General features: G+C 59.6%; 13 protein-coding genes. 8 read left to right on the top strand and 5 right to left on the bottom strand.

Going from position 1 to position 15,564, the window contains the following annotated elements; genetic code table 11:
* The first annotated feature begins 88 nt into the window (after positions 1–88).
* Positions 89–607, top strand: coding sequence for a GrpB family protein (locus GYN08_RS20260; RefSeq protein WP_166278347.1), 519 nt, complete (start codon positions 89–91; stop codon positions 605–607).
* A 79-nt stretch (positions 608–686) separates the two neighbouring features.
* On the opposite strand, the gene GYN08_RS20255 is transcribed toward GYN08_RS20260, so the two are convergent.
* From GYN08_RS20255 to GYN08_RS20240, 4 genes are all read right to left on the bottom strand, one after another.
* The gene (locus GYN08_RS20255) at positions 687–1,145 is read right to left on the bottom strand and encodes an AAA family ATPase (protein ID WP_166278345.1); all 459 of its coding nucleotides are present in this window, start codon (positions 1,143–1,145) and stop codon (positions 687–689) included.
* A gap of 27 nt (positions 1,146–1,172) precedes the next feature.
* The gene (locus tag GYN08_RS20250; protein WP_166278343.1) at positions 1,173–1,907 is read right to left on the bottom strand and encodes a tRNA(His) guanylyltransferase Thg1 family protein; all 735 of its coding nucleotides are present in this window, start codon (positions 1,905–1,907) and stop codon (positions 1,173–1,175) included.
* A gap of 18 nt (positions 1,908–1,925) precedes the next feature.
* Positions 1,926–2,465, bottom strand: coding sequence for an SUKH-4 family immunity protein (locus GYN08_RS20245; protein ID WP_166278341.1), 540 nt, complete (start codon positions 2,463–2,465; stop codon positions 1,926–1,928).
* Positions 2,466–2,635: 170 nt separating this feature from the next.
* Complete coding sequence (locus tag GYN08_RS20240) at positions 2,636–3,829, bottom strand: M20 metallopeptidase family protein (protein WP_166278339.1); 1,194 nt, start codon at positions 3,827–3,829, stop codon at positions 2,636–2,638.
* A gap of 221 nt (positions 3,830–4,050) precedes the next feature.
* On the opposite strand from GYN08_RS20240, the gene GYN08_RS20235 reads away from it, so the two are divergent.
* On the top strand, positions 4,051–5,736 hold the full coding sequence (locus GYN08_RS20235) for a methyl-accepting chemotaxis protein (RefSeq protein ID WP_166278337.1): 1,686 nt from the start codon (positions 4,051–4,053) through the stop codon (positions 5,734–5,736).
* A 77-nt stretch (positions 5,737–5,813) separates the two neighbouring features.
* On the opposite strand, the gene GYN08_RS20230 is transcribed toward GYN08_RS20235, so the two are convergent.
* A complete protein-coding gene (locus GYN08_RS20230; RefSeq protein ID WP_166278335.1) occupies positions 5,814–7,202 on the bottom strand; it encodes an SMI1/KNR4 family protein in 1,389 nt (462 codons plus the stop codon).
* A 245-nt stretch (positions 7,203–7,447) separates the two neighbouring features.
* On the opposite strand from GYN08_RS20230, the gene GYN08_RS20225 reads away from it, so the two are divergent.
* The 6 genes from GYN08_RS20225 (at position 7,448) to GYN08_RS20200 (ending at position 15,419) form a co-directional block, all read left to right on the top strand.
* Positions 7,448–8,863, top strand: a complete 1,416-nt coding sequence (locus GYN08_RS20225) for a methyl-accepting chemotaxis protein (RefSeq protein WP_166278333.1) — start codon at positions 7,448–7,450, stop codon at positions 8,861–8,863.
* Positions 8,864–9,209: 346 nt separating this feature from the next.
* Complete coding sequence (fabV, locus tag GYN08_RS20220) at positions 9,210–10,418, top strand: enoyl-ACP reductase FabV (RefSeq protein ID WP_166278330.1); 1,209 nt, start codon at positions 9,210–9,212, stop codon at positions 10,416–10,418.
* Positions 10,419–10,622: 204 nt separating this feature from the next.
* Positions 10,623–11,018 (top strand): hypothetical protein, encoded by a 396-nt coding sequence (locus tag GYN08_RS20215; protein WP_166278328.1) that lies wholly within the window; start codon positions 10,623–10,625, stop codon positions 11,016–11,018.
* A gap of 272 nt (positions 11,019–11,290) precedes the next feature.
* Entirely contained in the window at positions 11,291–12,823 is a 1,533-nt protein-coding gene (locus tag GYN08_RS20210; protein ID WP_328802986.1) for an MFS transporter, read from the top strand.
* 270 nt (positions 12,824–13,093) lie between these two features.
* Positions 13,094–14,722 carry a sensor histidine kinase gene (locus tag GYN08_RS20205; RefSeq protein WP_235946410.1) on the top strand — a complete coding sequence of 543 codons (1,629 nt, stop codon included), beginning with the start codon at positions 13,094–13,096 and terminating at the stop codon, positions 14,720–14,722.
* Entirely contained in the window at positions 14,715–15,419 is a 705-nt protein-coding gene (locus GYN08_RS20200) for a response regulator transcription factor (protein ID WP_166278325.1), read from the top strand. Before GYN08_RS20205 ends, GYN08_RS20200 begins: the two co-directional genes overlap by 8 nt.
* Positions 15,420–15,564: the final 145 nt, after the last annotated feature.

Raw genomic sequence — 15,564 nt, 5'->3', positions numbered from 1 at the left:
CCGCTAAAATATAGGTTACTACAGATGTAAGGAAAGAAGAAGCGCAAAAGCGGACAAAGCGGAAAAAACTTGAAAGGCGGAAAAGATCATGGCCGAGCGAACAACATATATCGAAGTGGTTCCGTACGATCCTTTATGGAAAAAAGAATTTGCCGTAATCGCCGCGGCCGTAGAGTCATGGATCGGCGACCTGCTGATCGCCGTCGAGCATGTGGGCAGCACGTCCGTCGAAGGGCTGGCGGCCAAGCCGATCATCGATCTCGACGCCGTCATGCGCAGTTCCGATGATCTGCCGGAAATCGTCGAGCGGTTGGGGCGGCAGGGATTCGAGTATCAGGGCAATCTGGGCATCGAAGGCAGGGAGGCGTTCAGGCCGACCCGAGACTTCGGATTCATGAATTATCATTTATATGTATGCCCGCCGGACGGCCGAGGTTATCTGGAGCATATCGCGCTGCGCGATTACCTGCGGACCCATGACGGGGCGCGGGACGAATATGCCCGGCTGAAGCGGGCGCTGGCCGATCGCCATCGGACCGACATCGACGCTTACGTGGAAGGGAAAACGGCATTCGTGCGCGAAATTTTGCGGCGCGCGGGCAGGTAGCGAGCGGGACGACGAACGGAAAAGCGGACGCGGGGAAGCGGCATGAGCATGCCTTCCCGGCGTCCGTTTTTTGTTGCGTTCAGCCGTCCGTTTCCCGCTCTTCCGTCATCGGCTCCACCGCGAACGCGCCGCCGGACGATGTGACCCTGTAAAGCCGGTCGAACCCTTCCGATAAGGAAGGGGGGACGAGCTTTTTCATGACGCTCCCGATCCCGATCTCCCGCACGAACGCTTTGCCTGTCCGCTGCGCGTTGCGCCGGATCGATTCCTCGTAATCCGGTTCGAAGAAAAAGCCGACCACCGTAAAGCGATGGCTTTTCGCCGCTTCGATGTAAGGGAGACGGTCAGCGGGCGCGGGATTCGTATTGTCGACCACGAACGGCTGCTTCGCTTCGAGGAACGCGTTCAGCAGCAGCTTTTCCCGATAGCGCGTCTTCAGCATGTCCATGTTCAGCCGCAGATGGCTATCGATATAACGTTCTTTGTAAAAAGTCGATTTGCCCGAAGCTTGGATGCCTATGAGCACGATGCATTCCACGTTTCACACTTCCTTTTCGCGTTCGCCTTATTCCCGATCGAGGTACACGAAGCGGTTGATATAATCCCGGTCCTGCGAAAAAACGGGCGTGTTCAGATCGACGTCCCATTTGCGGCGCACGGCGGTTCCTTTGAGAACCTCCCGCTTGAGTATGCATGCGCCGCGTTTTTGCCAGGCCGGCAGATTGTTCCAGTTGATGCCTTTCTCCTTGAACAGCTTGTCCTGCAGCGCGCTTCCGTCCAGGCCCTGCAGCTCGCGATGGGGAAAGTGGGCCTGCGACACCATCGAGATGCTGTTCTTCGTCGCGTCCATCTGCCGCCAGAGGAAATAGTTCGTCACCTCGTCCTGCGGCAGCACCCAGGCGCGGGCGTCGAAAGTCGCGAGCGGACGGTCGGGGTACACGGCGCGGATCTCTTCGTTGAACTTGGCGGTCGTCAGCGACGCGGCCACGGACACGATCTTTTGCAGATTGTTTTCGAACCAGGAGGCCGTCGTCAGCTTGTCGTAGTTGGTCAGCAGGATCGAGATTTCGTCGCTCTGATGATACACCAATTTGCAGCCCATGATATTCTGCGCGAGATATTTGCACGTCTCCCAGAAGACGGAGATCAGCGGCTCGTCGAACGGCTTGTCCATCCCCTTGGTAAACGTGTGAAAATGGCAGCCGTCGATGCGGATCACGACGGGCATGCGGCCGGGCAGGTAGTGGCGGAACGCGTTTTCGTAATTTTTCATGCGTCCGCCGAAGTCGTCGATGTGCATGGGATTCAAGCTCCTTTGTCAGTTCTCTGCATCGAGCATCGATTGATAAAAGTTGATTCGCGAATCGTTAAGGGGAAACAGGCCGTCGGCAAGCTCGTATAAGCGCATCGGCCAAAAAAGATCATCGCGCTCCGTCGCGCGAGGATCGCGCCGTCCGAAAAAGAGTTCCAATTCGTTCGCCGACTCTTGGAGACTGCCGCGGAACTTGATTCGCCGCTGCACCTGTTCGAGGAAGGAGTTGTGAAATGCCGCGAAATCGCCAAAGTTTGAATTGCAAAACATCAGCCGGTACAGACCGTCTTCCTGATGAACGTATACGACGGTTTCGTTTTCGGCATCGACTGCGAAATATCCGCCCAGATCATGCCCGAATACGATTAATGTTCGCCCCTCTAAAAGCAAGCGACATGGGGGAGTATCGAATTCGATCGCGAAATTCCGGTAAGGCGTCAACCGCGATCTTGCGCCGAAGAGTTCGAGCAGCGCTTCGGAACGTTCGATTTCTTCGGGATCAAGAAGCGTGAATCGGGACCGGAGTTCCCGAATGACAGGTTCCATGTTTTTTACCTCCGCGTGTAAAAGGTAGGCGCCGGATGCATGCGCTTTTCCTTATTTTAACGGATCGCGGCGCCGCGGCAAAACCGTTCGCAGCGATACAAGCAAAAAGCCGACGGCGCTCCCGAAAATCTTCGGGGCCGTCGGCCAGCGGGAAATGGACCGCGGCGGGATCAATCCTCGCTCAGCAGCTTGTCCGCCGCGATCGCCAGAAACGCTTTGGCGGCGATCAGCAGCGCGCGTTCGTCGATGTCGAAGCGCGGATGATGGTGCGGAAACGCGGTGTCTTCGTGTTTGTTCTGCGAGCCGACGTTGAAAAAATTGCCCGGACGATGCTGGAGATAATAGGCGAAGTCTTCCGCGCCCATCGAAGCGTCGAGTCCGTACAGCGAGTCTTCGCCGAACTCGCGCGCGAAGATATGGCGCACTTCCTCGGCCTGCTGCGGCGGATTGACCAGCGCGGGGTAGCCGTTGACGTAATCCAGCTCGTAGGAGGCATGTTCGGCAAGCGTAATGCCGTGCACCATGTCGCGGATGTCGCGTTCGAGCTGCCTGCGCACTTCGGGATCGAAGCTGCGCACCGTGCCTTCGATCTTCGCTTTGTCGGCGATGACGTTGAACGCGGTGCCTGCGCGGAAGACGCCCACGGTGACGACCGCGGAGTGCAGCGGGTTGATATGGCGGGCGACGATGTGCTGAAGCGCCGTCACGAGCTGGCTGCCCACGACGATCGCGTCCACCGTCTGATGCGGCTTGGCGCCGTGACCGCCTTTGCCCTGGACGACGATGTCGAACGAATCGACGGCCGCCATGGAAGGGCCCGACGGGACGGACAGCTTGCCCAGCGGCATGTAGCTCGCCAGATGCGCGCCGTACACTTCGTCGACGCCTTCGAGCGCGCCGGCTTCGATCATGGCGATGGCGCCGCCCGGCAGCTTCTCTTCGGCATGCTGGAAAATGAAGCGCAGGCTGCCCCGCAGCTCGCCTCGGCTGTCGGCCAGCACTTTGGCGACCCCGAGCAGCGTCGACGTATGGCCGTCGTGGCCGCAGGCGTGCATAACGCCCGGATTTTGCGATTTGTAAGGGACGTCGTTCTCTTCCTCGATCGGCAGCGCGTCGAAGTCGGCGCGAAAAGCGATGCGGGGGCCGGGACGCGAGCCTTGGAGATCCGCCAAAATTCCGTTGCCGCCGACGCCGGTACGCACTTCGTAACCGAAGCCTGTCAGGGTCTCCGCAATAAAGCGTGCGGTATGCGTTTCTTGGAACGACAGCTCCGGGTGGGCGTGCATGCGGCGCCGCCACTGCACGAGCTGTTCGTATTCGTTTTCGAGCCGCCGAGTCCATTGTTCTTTGGTGGATGTCGTCATCGTAAAGATCCTCCCGCGCTGTGTGGAATATAAAACAAAGCAAACCGACCGGATATGCGTTAAAAATTACCACTTTCCTTAAGCTTCGTCAAATAATTGACTTTTTTCGACAAAAAGTATCAAAAAACGATTTTTTCAGCCGATAATAAGCAGGTGTGAAAGGAAGCTCGCTTCAAGAGGGGCGGTACCTTTTTAAATCCAACCGGAAAGCGGGATACGATATGAAAGTTAAAACGAAATTATTCGCCATTATCTTGCTGCTGGTCGCGGTGCTGGCCGGAAGCGGCGCTTTATCTCTCGTTTCGATCGAGCAGGGCATCACGAACAGCGGAGAGCTCGAAAAGAAGCTGGAAACGCAAAAGTTTTTGAAGCAGCTGCAGTATCGGATGACGGGGCTGGCTAACGACGAGCGCGGCTATCTGCTGACCGGCGAGGCGGAGTTCGCCGACGGCATGCAGAAAAAGACGGAAGAAATTCATGCCCTGCTGACGAAAGAAGCGGAGACGCTGACGGGAGCGGATCTCGAATCCCTGCAAAAGATCGAAAGCGAGCTGGAGGAACTGATCGAGCTTAACGCGCAGGTCGTACAGTTGGTCGGACAAGGGCGGATCGAGCAGGCGGAAAGCCTTCATTTCGGCGCCGAGCGCGATCTGCGCAAAGAACAGGTCGATCCGGCCGTAGGCACGTTCGTCGACCGGCTGGATGCCGAAGAGCTCGCCCTTAAAGACAAGAACCGCCATGAAGCGAGCGTCAGTCAAAATATTTTGTTCTACAGCGCGATCGGATCGGCGGCGGTCGGTCTGGCACTGGGCTTCTGGCTGCTGCGCTCCATCATGAATCCGCTGACGCTGCTGAACCGGCAGATGAGCGGAATCGCCGAAGGCGACGCCGATTTGACCCGGACCATCGAACTGCGCCAAAAAGACGAATTCGGCGAGCTGGCGGGCAGTTTCAACCGCTTCGTCGGATCGCTGCGGGACATGATGCAGCGCGTCGGGGACGCTTCCGAACAGCTGGCGGCGGCTTCCGAACAGTTTTCCGCCAGCGCGGAAGAGTCGAAATCCACGTCGCATCAGGTAGCTGCGGCGATGCAGCAGATTGCCGAGCGCTCGGGCGAACAGACCCAGATTACCGGACGCAGCACGGCATCGGCGCGCGATACGCTGGAACGCATTACGGAAATCGCGTCTTCGACCGCCGAAGTGGCTTCCTTCTCGCAGGAAATGAGCCGTCAGGCGGACGAAGGCGAACGAGCCGTCATTCGGATCGCCGATCAAATGACGGAGATCGATGCTTCCGTCGGCGACGCGGACGAACGCATCCGCCAGTTGGCCGTCCACGCGGAACACATCGATTCCATCGCTTCGATGATCGACGAGATTTCGGCGCAGACGCATTTGCTCTCCCTCAACGCTTCTATCGAAGCGGCCCGGGCGGGAGAAGCGGGCCGCGGCTTTGCCGTCGTGGCCGGTGAAGTCAAGAAGCTGGCCGACCAGTCGGCCGGCTCGACCCGGGAGATCCGCGAGCTGATCGTCAGCATTCAGCGGGAGACCCATGGAGCGATGGATATGATGCACGAAGTGAAGCGGAAGGTGCATGAAGGCGCTGACGCCACGCGTCACGGCGCTCGCCAGTTCGGCGGCATTCTGGAATCGATCGAAGAAGTGTCGGGCCGGACAAGCGCGATGGCGGCTTCGACGGAGCGGATTCACGCAGGATTCGCGGAAGTGTCGCAGTCGATGGAGCAGGTCAGCGAAGGCACCCAGGAAATTTCCGGAGGCACGCAGGAAATCGCGGCGGCGACCGAAGAGCAGCTCGCGGCAAGCGAAGAAATGCTGCACGGCGCGTCTTCGCTCAACCGCCTGGCGGACGAGCTGCAGGCGCTGGTATCGCGGTTCAAAGTATAGGGAGCGCGAAGAAAAAAGGACCGCCGTTTCGGCGGTCCTTTTGCTATGGAATTGGACGGACTCCGAAAGGTCCGGCGTCACGCTTCGCGGATCGCGGCGATCGCTTCGGAGATCGCCGCTTTTTCTTTGCGCAGCACGGCGTTCGCGCGCAGCTCTTCCAGCAGGCGGAGCAGCTCGGCGCGCTCCGCTTCGCCGTTCCTGCCGGCAAGCATGGCCGGCAGTTCGCCTTCGGCGAGGCGGCCGATCGCGGAGACGGCCGCCATGCGCTGCGCGTCGGCGCCCCGCAGCCAGCGGATCAGGTCTTCCGCTTCCGGCCGGGAAGCGGCGAGCAGTTCGTCCCAGCCGCCGAACGGGAACGCGACGTGCGGCTCCATCCACGGGATGACGCGCCGGCTGCGGAACGGCGCCAGCGAATGCGTCGGCGGCGAGACGCGCCGACCCTCGGCGGCGGCCCGCGCTTCGATGTCGCGCAGCACGAGCGGCAGCCCTTCCTCTTCCGGCAGGCAGACGGCCGCCAGATCATGCAGCACGCCGGCGTCGAGACCCGGCGGCGGAGAAACGGAAGAATCGGAAGAGTCGTCCCGGCCGTGCCGCTCCCACAGCGAACGCGTCCAGTCGGCCGCTGCCGGGCCCAGGACGTCGCCGATCAGGAGCAGCCGTTCCCTGCGGTTCCAGACCGGCTGTTCTTCTTCGCCGCGCGCCGTCCACTCCCGCAGGATGTCGTCGATCGAATAGCTTTCCAGAAGCAGGGTGCCGATCTCGCGGCGATCGGCACCTTCCGCCCCGATCATTTCGATCAGACGGAGCAGGGTCTTCAGGTCTTTTTTCGCCGTTTCCCAATTCAGCTCCGCGTAGTCCTTCAGCCATGCCTGCCACAGGCGGCCGTTCCGGCCTTCCGGTTCCAATCCGCCTTCTCCGATGAACGGCTCGTACGAATCGCCGTAAGCTCCGATCAGGCCGAGCTGCGTGATCCGGTCGAAAAATTCGGGCAGCGACGGCGCAAGCAGGCGAAACTCGTCCTCTTCGTGCGACCAGGAGACGACGGAGGAAGCGCTCGGCCCCTCCAGATCGAACAGCAGCAGATCGCCGTTGCCCGCCTCATGAAAGGAGAGGTAGCGCCGCTGTTCCCGTTCTTCGCCGTCTTCGTCGAAGAAGACCGGGAATTCCATCTCGGCCAGGTTCCAACCGAGGTCGCCTTCCGAAGCATTGGCGAACGGAGACAGCGTGGCGGACGGGAACTGCCAGTCGAACCGGGCGTGCACCGCACCGTAACGGATCAGAGCCTTCAGATCATCGGGAAGCTGAAGCGCGAGCCGCTGTTCGATTTCTTGTATTTTCGCTTCGGGCTCTTCGATAAATGAACAAATGCTGCCGCCGGCCTCGCCGCTGCGGTCGGTGATGCCGGTTATCCGAGCATTCCATTCTTCCATCCAAGCTTCCAACCTTGCTTTCGTTATGCCGCCCATGCCGTTTCTTCTCCTTTACCGAGTAGACTTTAAATTGAATTGTGGAAAATAAAATTTTAAAACTTTATGCAGGGGTGTTTGAACGCTCGCTAACTTGGATACAATAACTAATAGATAGTAAGAACTAGACCTTAAGACCTTATTGAGTGCTAAACAGCCTGGGTGAAAAGAGGCAGAGCGCGTGTTCGATAATAAACTGGGTCTAAAGTTTCTTTTTACTCCCAATTCTAATAAAGAGGTGCAGAATGATGAAGAACCGTTTGAAAATGTTGACCGGAAGTTTGTTGACTCGGGTGCTGGGGGCTGCCGTACTCGGAATGCTTCTTCCCGTCCTGTTAAATGCCCTGCTGATGAGCAATTTCGTCCAGCAGGCGAACATTTGGCATGCGGGGCCGATGGTGATCTCGCTGTTCGGGTTCGTCGTATCCTTTGTCCTGCTGTTCTTCATTGTAAGAGGCATCGTCCGTCCGATTCAAGCCGCCGTGTCGCAGCTGAACCGGATGGCGGACGGAAACTTTACGACGCGCCTGCCCGAGCAGTATTTGACACGCAGCGACGAAACGGGAACGCTCAGCCGAGCGGTCGACCGGATGCATGATTCGGCTCACGAGCTGCTGGCGGCGGTGTCCAAGGAAGCGGCCGAATTGAAAAACGCGACCGAGATCGCCGAGCAGAAGTTTATTCGAATGGAAGAATCGCTGCGTCAGGTGTCCGCCACGACCGAATTGATGGCGGCCGGCATGCAGCAGACGGCGGCTTCCGCCGAAGAGATCGACGCCTCGACGCAGGAATTCGAACGGGCGGTCGGCTCGATCGCGAAGCGTGCCGAAGAAGGCGCCGAGCAGGCGGGCAAAGTCAGCGGCCGCGCGATGGAAGCGCAGGAAAATCTTTCGCAGTCCGTCGAAGCGACGACCAAAGTCTATAACGAAGTCAAAGCGGAGTTGGACCAAGCGCTCGAGGAGTCGCATTCCGTAAGCATGATCCGGGAGCTGGCCGATTCCATTCTGCAGATCGCGCAGCAGACCAATCTGTTGGCGCTCAACGCTTCGATCGAAGCGGCGAGAGCCGGAGACGCCGGCAGAGGATTCGCCGTGGTCGCCGAAGAAATCCGCAAGCTGGCCGATGCTTCGAAGCAGTCCGTCGAACAGATCCATACCGTGACGGAAAGAGTAGTGGGATCGGTCGATAACCTCCAGACCCATTCGGGCCGTCTGCTGCAGCTGATGACGACGGAAATCGCGGCCGATTACCAGATGATGCAGAGCAACGCCGAAGCCTATTTGCAGGATGCGCTGTACATCGAAAACATGGTTTCCGACTTCAGCGCCACAAGCGAACAGCTCAGCGCTTCGGTGCAGAACCTGTCCAAAGCGATCAGCGAGATCGCCGCGGCCAACGGCGAAGCGGCCGAAGGAACCGAGACGATCTTCGCGCAGGCTTCCGACGTATTGGAGACCTCGGGCGAAGTGGCCGTTCAAGCGCACCGGACGGGCGACAGCTCGCAGCGGTTGGAAGGAATCGCCAGCCGTTTCCGTTTCCTGAACGGCCAAGGCGATGCGGCCGCTGTTCCGTTCGAAGCTCCGGTATCGGCCTCCCCGGCCGTTCAGCCGACCCTCGCGCCGAGCGAAGCCCGGAAAACGCAGGCTTCCCGGATCGCGTAAGCCGGTACGGGTTCGAATAAGCGGAAGATTGGCGGGATTTTCCCGATGCATGAACGGATCGCCTCCGGGTGATCCGTTTTTTTTTGATGCCGAACGATCCTGCGCATACGGACCGGATTTCGACGGCTCCTCGCATAGCTGCTTATACGCAGTTATTTGTCGGGCTTTTGCTCCGCCTATCCGATTGAATTGCAGCTTGCAAGTCCAAAAACCGCAGGAAGAGTGCCTAAATACGAAAAAATTGTTACACTAATACGGATAGGCTGCGGATAAGCGGTTCGTAGGCATGCTGCGATCCCTTTCCGGGAGCCGAGTACAAGAACCGAAAAAGCGAGGGACACCAACCATGATTATCAAACCGAGAACGCGCGGATTTATCTGCACGACCGCCCATCCGGACGGCTGCGCCGCGCAGGTTCAACAGCAGATTGACTACATCGCGGGCAAACCGCGCCTTGAAGGACCGAAAAACGTGCTCGTGATCGGAGCTTCCACCGGCTACGGACTGGCCGCCCGCATCGCGGCCGCTTTCGGCGCCGGAGCGGCGACGGTCGGCGTATACCGTCCAAGCAAGAGCAGCGAGACCCGTACCGCGTCGGCGGGCTGGTACAATTCGGCCGCTTTCGAACAAAAGGCCGCGGCGGCCGGACTGAAATCGTTCAGCGTGACCGGGGACGCTTTCTCGAACGAGACGAAGGCGAAGACGGTCGAAGTCATCAAGGCCGAACTGGGCCGGGTCGACCTGGTCGTCTACAGCGTCGCTTCCGCGCGCCGGACGAATCCGAAAACGGGCGAGACGGTCAACTCCGTGCTCAAGCCGATCGGCGATTCGTACAGCAACAAGACGGTCAATTTCCATACCGGCGAAGTCAGCGAAGTGACCATCGATCCGGCGTCGGAGGAAGAAATCGCCGCGACGGTCGAAGTGATGGGCGGAGAAGACTGGCAGCTGTGGATCGACGCGCTGCGCGAAGGCGGCGTGCTGGCGGACGGCGCGACGACGATCGCTTATTCGTATATCGGCCCGGAGCTGACCCAGCGCATTTACCGGGACGGTTCGATCGGCCGCGCGAAAGATCATCTGGAAGAGACGGCTCACCGCCTCGGCGAGCAGCTGGCAGAAACGGGCGGACGCGCTTTCGTATCGGTCAGCAAAGCGCTGGTCACCCAGTCCAGCTCGGCGATTCCGGTCGTGCCGCTGTACGTCTCGGTGTTGTACAAGATCATGAAGGAAAAAGGGCTGCACGAAGGCTGCATCGAGCAGACGTACCGCCTGTTCGCGGAGCGTCTGTACGGCGGCGGCGAAGTGCCGGTCGACGGGAAAGGACGCATCCGCATCGACGATTGGGAAATGCGCGGCGACGTGCAGGCGGAAGTGGCGGCAATTTGGGAGCGCATTTCGTCGGACAACATCAACGAGCTGAGCGACCTCGCAGGCTACCGCCGGGAATTTTTCCAATTGTTCGGATTCGAGGCGGACAGCGTGGATTACGAGGCGGACACCAGCCCGGTCGTGGAGATGCCGGAAGGCAGCCTGCATACCGTTCAGGAATAATTCGCCTAACGAATTCGTCATAACGGCAGCGGCCCGCCGCTTGGACGTGTCCGTCCGAAAAAAGCGCGTAACGAAACTCCCCTGCGAACCGTTCAAACCTAAAGAAACGGACGAGGGAGAACGGACTTGCGGCAGCTGCCGCATTTGCGAGGAGCGGATCTCGGCGCAGGCCGTGCCCCGGAAATCGGAAAAGGAGGATGCGAAATGCGAATGTTCGACCGTCACTTTACGTCGATTACCTGGGTTCTCATCGCCTTGATGGCGATCAGCTTGTTCTTGTTGGACAATGCGTATACGTCGCCGCTGCTTCTGCTCTATATCGTGCTGCGGGCCGTAAGGCACCGGAAAGAAATCGCGGATGTGCTGCGGCGTTCGACGCTCCGCCAGAAGATGATCGCGCTGGGTTCTTTTGCCGCCGCCGTGGCGGCGGCTTACGTTCTGATCGTGTACGGAGGGCGTTACCTGCAGGAGCTGGGAGCCGGAACGATCGTTTTATACGGCTGGGTCGCTCTCGTGATCTCGGTCGTGTTGATCGGCATGTACGCCGTCATCGCCCGTTCCGGCTTCGGAACGGAGCAGCCGGGCGATTCCGGATCTTGAAGCTTGGTAAAAAGGACAGACCTCTTTTGAGGCCTGTCCTTTTTTGACCGGGCGAAGGAGAAGGGAGATCGGTTCGGCGAATGGAATACGCTTAAGCCGCTCTTTCCGGGTGTAAAGAAAAAGGGAGCGGGATGCAGCCGGGAGAGACGGCCCGATTTCGGATTCCGGGTCCGGCCGATCCGTCGTATTAGGGTGGGCCGTCGTTTCGATCCGGCGTAAGCTGATGGGAAGCCTGACTGCCGCGCACGCAACCAATAAGCGGAGGTGTAAGCGTGAAACCCGAGATTTCCTCGTATCAGGACGACCCGCAGGTGCAGCAGCGCCGCTGGCGGATCTTGATCATTCTCAACTTGTTTACCTTTATGGCCACGCTCGACGGCAGTATCGTCAATGTGGCGCTGCCGTCGATCTCGAACAGCCTCGGATTGGAACTCGGACATGCCCAGTGGATCTCGAGCATCTATCTGATGGCGATCTGTTCGTTCATTCTGCTGTTCGGACGGCTGGGCGATATTTTCGGCAAAATCCGCATTTTCCGGATCGGTACGATCGTGTTCGTCGCCGGCTCGCTGCTGTGCGGACTCAGCGGATCGCTGGCGGCGCTGATCGCGGCGCGCATCGTGCAGGCGATCGGCGCTTCGATGACGATGGCGAACAGCCAGGGCATCGTCACCGACATTTTTCCGAGCAGCGAACGCGGCAAAGCGCTCGGTCTCGTGGGCACGTTCGTCTCGCTCGGCAGCATCGCGGGACCGGGCGTCGGCGGATTGATGGTCAGTTCGCTCGGCTGGGAATCGATTTTTTGGATCAACGTGCCGATCGGCCTCATCGCGATTCTGCTCGGCGCCAAGCTGCTGCCCGGAGATATCCGCACGTCCAAAAAAAGCATCGACGGCGCGGGCAGCCTGCTGTTTGCCGGCTTCATCGTGTCGCTGGTCGCGGCCATTTTGATCGGGCAGGAGATCGGCTACGGCGACTGGCGCATTCTGGCTCTGCTGGTCTTCGCCGCGGCTTCGTTCCTGATCTTCCTGCGCACCGAGTCACGGATCGGCGAGCCTATGCTGGATTTGGGATTGTTCCGCAATCCGCTGTTCTCGCTCAGCATCCTGTGCGGTTTCCTCGTCTTCGTCAGCATGTTCTGCTACAACATCATTGCTCCGTTTTACTTGCAATCCATTCTTGGTCTGTCACCTAGCAATGCCGGTTGGATCATGATGATCTATCCGCTCGTCATGGTCGTGGTCGCGCCGCTCAGCGGCGCCATGTCCGACCGCTTCGGCTCGGAATGGCTGACGTTTATCGGCCTGCTGCTGATGATCGGCGCTCAGGCCGGGCTGGCCGCCCTGCAAGAAGGCAGCGCGCTGTTGACGGTCGGCGGTTGTATCGCGCTGCTCGGCCTGGGCGGCGGCATGTTCCAATCGCCGAACAATTCGCTCGTCATGTCGACCGTGCCGCGTCCTCGTCTCGGCGTGGCCGGCAGCGTCAACTCGCTGATTCGCAACCTCGGCATGGTGACCGGCATCGCCGTCGCCACCACGACGCTGTTCGGCGTCATGAGCGGCGAAGCGGGCTACCGCGTCACCGGCCTGATTCCGGACCGTCCGGACATCTTCCTGTCCGGCATGCACGTCGTCTTCACCGTCGCGGCTTCGGTCTGCGTCGTCGGCGCCCTGCTGACGGGCTGGAGGCTGCTGAACCGCAAACGGGGCGGCCATGACCGTCATGAAGTCGGCGGCTCGAAAGAACACGGGGCAGGGAGTCCAAGCGGAAGCGGGACGGCCCGGGCGGCGAACGGGAAGCCGTGACAGACTGAAAGGAATAACCGCAAAACGCCTTCTCGGCAGCCGGCCGGAAGGGCGTTTTGCGTCGCTGGATATATAGAATCCGGGCAATTCCGCCATTCCTGTTTAACATTTGTTAAACTTCCGTTTAGCCGCTCGTTATTCCGCCGTGCTATCATGCAGATAACGAAGAAACGCGTCGGTCCGCACGGGCCGCAGCGGCAGCCGGACTTGTTCGACGAGCGTCCGGCCGCCTCCGCGTCTTCGATGACGAACCGAAACGGGAGAACGCCCATGACCATTAAAAGAAGACTTTTCATCTCCAACATCCTGATGATCGTCATTCCGATCGTGCTGGCGCTCATGCTGTCCGCGCTCCTCGCGCTGCTGCTGTGGATGCGGTTCGATTTCGAATTCGGCGGCAGCGACGATTATTACGGGGCCAGGGATTCCGTCATGGAAGCGTCCCGCGAACTGCTGACAAATCCCGACGCCGGTGCACGGAACATGGCTTTCATGATCGACCGGGTCGACCGACTGCTGGCGAGCAACGACATGTCGCTGCGCATCTACGAGGCGGACGCGGGAGACGCTTCTTTTTCGGGCAAAGGCAAGGCGGAAGCCGGGCAAATCCTCGGCGCTCCGGGAAGCGGCAGTCGATCGGACGCCGTGCAGGGTTCCGTAAAAGCTTCCGCTTCCGACGCCGACGCTGTTGCCGCTTCGGGAAACGGGCTCGGCAGCGGCACGCTGCGCTATTCGCTGGGCAGCGAGCCGTTCCGCGACGAACGGCTGACGCGGGCGCTCGCCGCGCTGGGAGGAACGGGACTCGTCGGGGAAAACGGCCGGGAGCTGTACGTGTCGGAAACGGCGGCCCGAGAGCGGATGTACCGGATCGAGCTGTACAGCACGCGCGAGACTCCGGAAGTCGAACATCCCCGCGGTCCGGGCAGCGGAGGATGGATTCCGCTCACGATCCTCCTCAGTATGATTGCCGTCGTCTTTTTGACCAGCCGCTTCCTCACGCGCTTCGTGTTCCAAAAAATCCGCCAACCGCTGGAGATTTTGGGAGACGGCGTGACGCAGATCCGGGACGGCAATCTCGATTATCGGATCGACTACAAGCGCAAGGACGAGTTCCGTCCGGTCTGCGAAGCGTTCAACGAGATGGCGGGAAGGCTGAAGGAATCGGTCTGGGCCGTGCAGAAGCAGGAAATGAACCGCAAAGAGCTGCTGGCCGGCATTTCCCACGACCTGCGTTCCCCGCTGACTTCGATCAAGGCGTACGCCGAAGGACTGCTGGACGGAGTCGCGAGCACGCCGGAATCGCAGCGCCGCTACGCGGGCATGATCAAGACGAAGGCGGACGATATCGATCACATGGTGTCGCGGCTGTTCCTTTTTTCGAAAATGGATCTGGGCGACTATCCGAATTATCCCGAAGAACTCGATCTGCGCGAAGAGTTGGACGGCTTTTTCCGTGCGGCGGCCGAGGAGCATGCTCATGAAGGACTGAAGATTGCGCTCGGCGAATCGGAAAAGGGAATGCGGCTGTATGCCGACCCCGTCCAATTCCGGCGCGTGCTGGCCAACATCGTCGAGAACAGCTTGAAATACAAGGAACGGCCGGAAGTGACGATATCGGTCAGCGCGATTCGAAAAGGGGACAAGGCGCTGATCGCGATCGAGGACGACGGACCGGGAGTGACGGACGAGGCGCTGCCGAAACTGTTCGACGTCTTTTACCGCAGCGACGCTTCGCGCAGCAGCCCGAACCGAGGCAGCGGACTGGGATTGGCGATTGCGGATAAGGCGGTGGCATTCATGAACGGGAGAATTTGGGCGGAGCACGGACGCGGCGGCGGACTGCGAATTGCGATCGAGCTGCCGGTAAGGAAAGAAGAAGGGGGAGCGTCGCATGGATAACGGAAAAAAGGTGCTGATCGTCGAGGACGACAGCGCCATTGCGGAGATCGAACGGGATTATCTGGAGATCGACGGCTTTAAGGTGGAGATCGTCGATAACGGACCGGCGGGCATGGAGCGGGGGAGCAGCGGGGAATTTCATTTGATCCTGCTCGACGTGATGCTTCCGGGCGCCGACGGGTTCGCGGTATGCCGCAAGCTGCGCGAAACGGTCGATATCCCGATCCTGATGGTGACGGCGCGGCAGGAAGACATCGACAAAATCCGGGGATTGGGCCTGGGGGCGGACGATTACATCGTGAAGCCCTTTTCGCCCGGGGAGCTGGTGGCGCGCGTAAAAGCGAACATCGCCCAATACGAGCGTCTTCGCAGCCGAAGCGGCGCGCCCGCGGACGGCGGCGAACTGAAGGTCGGCCAGATCGCGATCCGGCCCGGATCGCGGCGCGTGTACGTGCGGGGGGAAGAATTGACGCTCAAAAACAAAGAATACGAGCTGCTGCTGTTCCTTGTCGAGCATGTCGATATGGTGCTGAGCAAAGAAACGCTGTACGAGAAGATTTGGGGCTACGACGCCATCGGCGACAGCGCCACGGTAGCCGTACATATTAACCGGCTGAGGGAGAAGATCGAAGACAATCCCGGCGAGCCGAAAGTGATCCAGACGGTATGGGGAGCGGGATACCGGCTCAAAGCCTGATGAAGACAGCGGAACGCGGCGCCAAATCCGAAGATTCTTGCATGCCCGAAGAGCGGGTGTGCAAGGATCTTTTTTCATGCAAATTCATATAAAGAGCGGCGGTGCGGGAATATTTAAGAACCGTTTAAACTTTGTTTAGAAACGG

The organism is Saccharibacillus alkalitolerans, from assembly GCF_011090185.1.
Taxonomy (GTDB): domain Bacteria; phylum Bacillota; class Bacilli; order Paenibacillales; family Paenibacillaceae; genus Saccharibacillus; species Saccharibacillus alkalitolerans.
This window is presented reverse-complemented; position numbering and strand designations above follow the sequence as displayed.

Excerpts from the sequence above, each read along its gene's own strand:
- GYN08_RS20235 (WP_166278337.1), top strand. The coding sequence starts at position 4,051 with ATGAAAGTTAAAACGAAATTATTCGCCATTATCTTGCTGCTGGTCGCG.
- GYN08_RS20225 (WP_166278333.1), top strand. The coding sequence starts at position 7,448 with ATGATGAAGAACCGTTTGAAAATGTTGACCGGAAGTTTGTTGACTCGG.
- fabV (WP_166278330.1), top strand. The coding sequence starts at position 9,210 with ATGATTATCAAACCGAGAACGCGCGGATTTATCTGCACGACCGCCCAT.
- GYN08_RS20205 (WP_235946410.1), top strand. The coding sequence starts at position 13,094 with ATGACCATTAAAAGAAGACTTTTCATCTCCAACATCCTGATGATCGTC.
- GYN08_RS20260 (WP_166278347.1), top strand. The coding sequence starts at position 89 with ATGGCCGAGCGAACAACATATATCGAAGTGGTTCCGTACGATCCTTTA.
- GYN08_RS20245 (WP_166278341.1), bottom strand. The coding sequence starts at position 2,465 with ATGGAACCTGTCATTCGGGAACTCCGGTCCCGATTCACGCTTCTTGAT.
- GYN08_RS20230 (WP_166278335.1), bottom strand. The coding sequence starts at position 7,202 with ATGGGCGGCATAACGAAAGCAAGGTTGGAAGCTTGGATGGAAGAATGG.
- GYN08_RS20250 (WP_166278343.1), bottom strand. The coding sequence starts at position 1,907 with ATGCACATCGACGACTTCGGCGGACGCATGAAAAATTACGAAAACGCG.
- GYN08_RS20200 (WP_166278325.1), top strand. The coding sequence starts at position 14,715 with ATGGATAACGGAAAAAAGGTGCTGATCGTCGAGGACGACAGCGCCATT.
- GYN08_RS20215 (WP_166278328.1), top strand. The coding sequence starts at position 10,623 with ATGCGAATGTTCGACCGTCACTTTACGTCGATTACCTGGGTTCTCATC.
- GYN08_RS20240 (WP_166278339.1), bottom strand. The coding sequence starts at position 3,829 with ATGACGACATCCACCAAAGAACAATGGACTCGGCGGCTCGAAAACGAA.